Annotated in this window: 5 protein-coding genes; 1 reads left to right on the top strand and 4 read right to left on the bottom strand. The window is 47.1% G+C overall.

Annotated features, from left to right (window positions below; genetic code table 11):
* Positions 1 to 139: 139 nt before the first annotated feature.
* Both ACUVJL_RS13560 and ACUVJL_RS13555 read right to left on the bottom strand, forming a co-directional pair.
* Positions 140 to 955: an acyl-CoA desaturase gene (locus ACUVJL_RS13560; protein ID WP_445246325.1), complete on the bottom strand. Its 816-nt coding sequence runs from the start codon at positions 953 to 955 to the stop codon at positions 140 to 142.
* A 359-nt stretch (positions 956 to 1,314) separates the two neighbouring features.
* Positions 1,315 to 2,127, bottom strand: a complete 813-nt coding sequence (locus tag ACUVJL_RS13555) for an acyl-CoA desaturase (RefSeq protein WP_332960443.1) — start codon at positions 2,125 to 2,127, stop codon at positions 1,315 to 1,317.
* A gap of 80 nt (positions 2,128 to 2,207) precedes the next feature.
* On the opposite strand from ACUVJL_RS13555, the gene ACUVJL_RS13550 reads away from it, so the two are divergent.
* A complete protein-coding gene (locus tag ACUVJL_RS13550) occupies positions 2,208 to 3,446 on the top strand; it encodes a methionine gamma-lyase family protein (RefSeq protein ID WP_445246324.1) in 1,239 nt (412 codons plus the stop codon).
* A 201-nt stretch (positions 3,447 to 3,647) separates the two neighbouring features.
* On the opposite strand, the gene ACUVJL_RS13545 is transcribed toward ACUVJL_RS13550, so the two are convergent.
* Positions 3,648 to 3,968 carry a DUF2834 domain-containing protein gene (locus tag ACUVJL_RS13545; RefSeq protein WP_445246323.1) on the bottom strand — a complete coding sequence of 107 codons (321 nt, stop codon included), beginning with the start codon at positions 3,966 to 3,968 and terminating at the stop codon, positions 3,648 to 3,650.
* 46 nt (positions 3,969 to 4,014) lie between these two features.
* Positions 4,015 to 4,295 (bottom strand): CatB-related O-acetyltransferase (locus ACUVJL_RS13540; RefSeq protein ID WP_445246322.1); only part of this gene is annotated, 281 nt, incomplete at its 5' end.

Below are 4,295 nucleotides of genomic sequence, written 5' to 3'. Positions count from 1 at the left end.
ACAATTAAAATTGTAAGTTATTTAATTCGCGATCCTTAGTCACCAAAAAACCCGGTTTCTCAAAGAAACCGGGTTTCTGAAGCGGTAAGGTGGGGCATAAGCGCCCTACAGAGCTTCTGCGTCAAGGACTCAATTCCTGCTACTTAGCTGGTAATTTCACTTTAGTAGCCAAACCTAGTGCTTCCAAAACTTGAATTGTCATCCAAGTGAAGTCAATTTCCCACCATTTCATACCGTGACGCGCCGAGTATTGATAAGCATGGTGGTTGTTGTGCCAGCCTTCGCCGTAAGTCAAAACCGCAACCCACCAACAGTTAGTAGAACTATCCTTTGTTTCGTATGTACGGTAGCCAAATTGGTGAGTGGCGCTGTTTACAAACCAGGTGCAGTGATACACGAAAACTAAGCGGACAAAAATTACCCAAACTACAAAAGGCCAGCCTGCTGCTAAGTAGAGCAAGACGCCAAATGCGATTTGAATGGGGAGAAAGTAGTTTTGCAAAAATTGGTAAAACGGGTCGCTCGAAATGTCTTTTGTGCAACGGGGAATTTCATCGTGGGCGGGGCCTTTATAAAGCATCCAACCCATGTGACTCCACCAAAAACCCTTCTGGGCATTGTGAGGATCGAGCGCGCTTTCGTCCGAGTGGGTGTGGTGCAAGCGGTGCAGACCAACCCAATGAATAATTCCTCCTTGACACGCAAGCGCTCCGCAAAAAGCTAGGAAATATTCGACGAATTTTGGTGTCTGAAAACTGCGGTGGGTGAGCAGGCGGTGCCATCCGAGAGTTATTCCCAAACCGCCTGTTACCCAGTGCATGAATACAGTTAAACCAACTGCTGTCCAATTGAAGTTACTCGGAAGCAGGGCGAACAAAGCGCCGATGTGAACTCCTGCTAAACTAATAATGTGTGCCCAATTGTACTGGAGTTTGTTTTGCGTTGCAATTGTCATTCTATTTTTGATTTCTGATTAGATGCCGAGCTACATTCACCGATAAAAGTTGGGATTGAGATAGTGAACTATTTTGTGGAACACTTGCCCAAACTAATAAATAATGAATGATAGATTTTGGATTAGGATGGAAAAAAAATTAGCGTTTTGTCTTGACAATAAAAATTTTGGATGCTAAACAAAATTTTTTCTTCCCAAATCTATTATAACTGATTATTGTGTTGGTTGGGTCGATCGCACCAGAGGATGCAAGCTGACTTCAACCCAACCTATACCGATCACAAAAACAGGATTAGGCATTGGTCACGAGCCATTCGTCCAGAACAGATGACCGAAAACCAATGACTAATTGCCGATCGCTATTTTTCTGCTAATTTCACTTTGGTTGCCAAACCCAGCGATTGCAGCAATTGAATTGTCATCCAGGTGAAGTCGATTTCCCACCATTGGAGACCGTGGCGAGCCGAGTATTGAAAGGCGTGGTGGTTGTTGTGCCAGCCTTCGCCGTAGGTGAGCAGAGCCACCCACCAACAGTTCGTCGAGCGATCGCCCGACTCGTAGGTGCGGTAGCCGAATTTGTGGGTAGCGCTGTTCACCAGCCAAGTGCAGTGGAACACCACCACGATCCGCATAAACACACCCCAAACCACGAAAGACCAGCCGCCTAATAAATAAAGCAACACACCGAAGACAACTTGGATGGGGATAAAATATGCTTGGAGAAACTTGTATACTGGGTCGTCGCCGATGTCTTTGGTAAAGCGGGGGATTTCAACTCTGATCGGCAGATCCGAAAGCATCCAGCCCATGTGGCTCCACCAGAAACCTTGATTGGAATCGTGGGGATCTGTTCCCGTGTCGGAATGTATGTGGTGTAACCGGTGCATTCCCACCCAGTCGATCGGGCCACCTTCACAGGAAAGAGTACCGCAAATAACTAGAAAATACTCTAGCCATTTCGGTGTTTGAAAACTGCGGTGCGTGACGAGGCGGTGAAATCCGAGAGTAATTCCTAAACCACCTGTTACCCAATGCAGGAATAGTGCTAGCCCGACCGCAGACCAGCTAAAATTACCCGGCAGCAAAGCAAATAAAGCACCGATGTGCAGAAAGGCCATAAAGCCTATGACAGGCCAATCAGGAGAAGTTTTTTTGGAAGTTGCAATCGTCATGAATATATTATGTTTACAAACTAGGGGCCACATCTACGCCATAATGAACAGCGCGCACGCCAAGGGTGAGCGAGGTATAGATGAATAGCGTTTCACGGCTACAGGAAGCAGAACAGGCACTCTTTCAGATTTTTTCTGGTATTGACGCGACAGTCAAGCAAAATCTTCAACGAGTCTTAAAAGCTTTTCGCAGCCACCGAGTTGGAGTCCACCATTTTGCAGGGGTTACGGGTTACGGCCACGACGATTTGGGTCGGGAGACTTTGGACGGGGTGTTTGCCCAAGTGGTAGGGGCAGAGGCGGCGGCTGTCCGGGTACAGTTTGTTTCGGGTACTCACGCGATCGCCTGTGCTCTTTTTGGCATCCTGCGTCCTGGTGACGAAATGTTGGCAGTGGCTGGTTCTCCCTACGATACTTTAGAAGAAGTGATCGGCTTGCGGGGGCAAGGTCAAGGTTCACTGCTTGAGTTTGGCATTAGTTACCGTGAGTTGCCTCTCACTCGGGAAGGAAGTGTGGATTGGCAGGCATTGAGCTCTACTATTTCAGCAAAGACTCGCCTGGTTTTTATCCAGCGCTCTTGTGGCTATTCTTGGCGGTCGAGTTTGTCTATTTCTGAGATTGAAAAAATCGTCGCCATAGTCAAACATCAGAATCCTAGCACAATTTGCTTTGTTGATAATTGTTACGGGGAGTTTGTTGAAAATTGTGAACCTACTGCTGTCGGTGCGGATCTGATGGCTGGTTCTTTGATCAAAAATCCGGGGGGTACGATCGTCCCTGCAGGAGGTTACGTCGCTGGCAGGGCGGATCTGGTGTCGCAGGCAACTTGTCGCTTGACGGCGCCGGGAATCGGCAGCAGCGGCGGCGCAACTTTTGATTTGAATCGGTTGCTGTTTCAGGGTTTGTTTATGGCTCCCGGTGTTGTGGGGGAGGCGAAGAAGGGAAATCATTTGACCGCTTATGTTTTTTATAAGTTGGGTTATCGGGTGAATCCTATTCCTTTGGCGAGGCGCAGAGATGTGATTCAGGCGATCGAATTCGGTTCTGCTGATAAGTTAATTGCTTTTTGTCGCGCGGTTCAGCAAAATTCCCCCGTCGGTTCCTATTTAGATCCGGTGCCGGCTCCCATGCCTGGGTACGAGAGTCAGTTGGTGATGGCTGGGGGTACTTTTATTGATGGGAGTACGTCGGAGTTTTCGGCTGACGGGCCTCTGCGTCCGCCTTACGTGGCTTTTTGTCAGGGGGGGACTCATTGGACTCATGTATCGATCGCTCTTGAAGCTGCGATCGATGCTGTGGGTCCAGCAAATAAGTTGTAGGGGCGGTGCCTCTTGGGAGGGTAGGGCGGGTTGATTAACGGTTCCCTCTCCCCCCTGAGTTTTGAATTAAAGAGTAGATTTTTTGCAAGAAGCTAAGTTTGTGATTTTTAACCGCAGATGCACGCAGATTGACGCTGATGTTGGGTTTTCAGATTGTTAGGTTGGGTTTAGCGAAAGCAAAACCCAACAACTACAAAACTCTCAAGGTGTTTCTTCAAGTTTGCGCTGCCGCATTAGGAGAAATAAAGGCAAACCCAGGGAAACACCCACCAGTAAGTTACTGGCAATATAAATCCACAAGTTTTTCATTTTTAGACGCGAACCTTCGCTAAATACAAAAATAGCAAAAACTAGGGATGACACTATTACATCCATGCCGAAAAAACCTGAAATTTGATTAGCAAACAACTCACCGAAGAAAGCGTTAATATTCAACCCCTCTTCTAAAAGAAACGGGACTAACTGGGAGTAGGGCAAAGCAGTCCCTAGAATACAGAAAATTAAGTAGGCAATTTTCAACATTTTCAAACCTCCACTTTGTTAATAAAAATTCGTTGTATTTGGGAGCTTACTCGGCATTTTTGAGTGCTTGAATATCGCTTTGCATAATTATGCTCACATGGCGCGAAATCTTGTCGATTTCCCAATCCCACCACCGAATGGATAATAGTTGTGCAACTTCACCATCGCTAAAACGCTGTTTGATTCGCTGGGCGGGGTTTCCACCCACAACGGTGTAAGCGGGAATGTCTTTTACTACAACGGATTTGGCCGCAATGACGACACCGTCGCCGATTTTTACTCCGGGCATAATCAGGGATTCATAGCCGATCCAAACATCATTGCCAA

The sequence above is a fragment of the Microcoleus sp. OTE_8_concoct_300 genome, assembly GCF_031383065.1.
Lineage (GTDB): Bacteria > Cyanobacteriota > Cyanobacteriia > Cyanobacteriales > Microcoleaceae > Microcoleus.
This window is presented reverse-complemented; position numbering and strand designations above follow the sequence as displayed.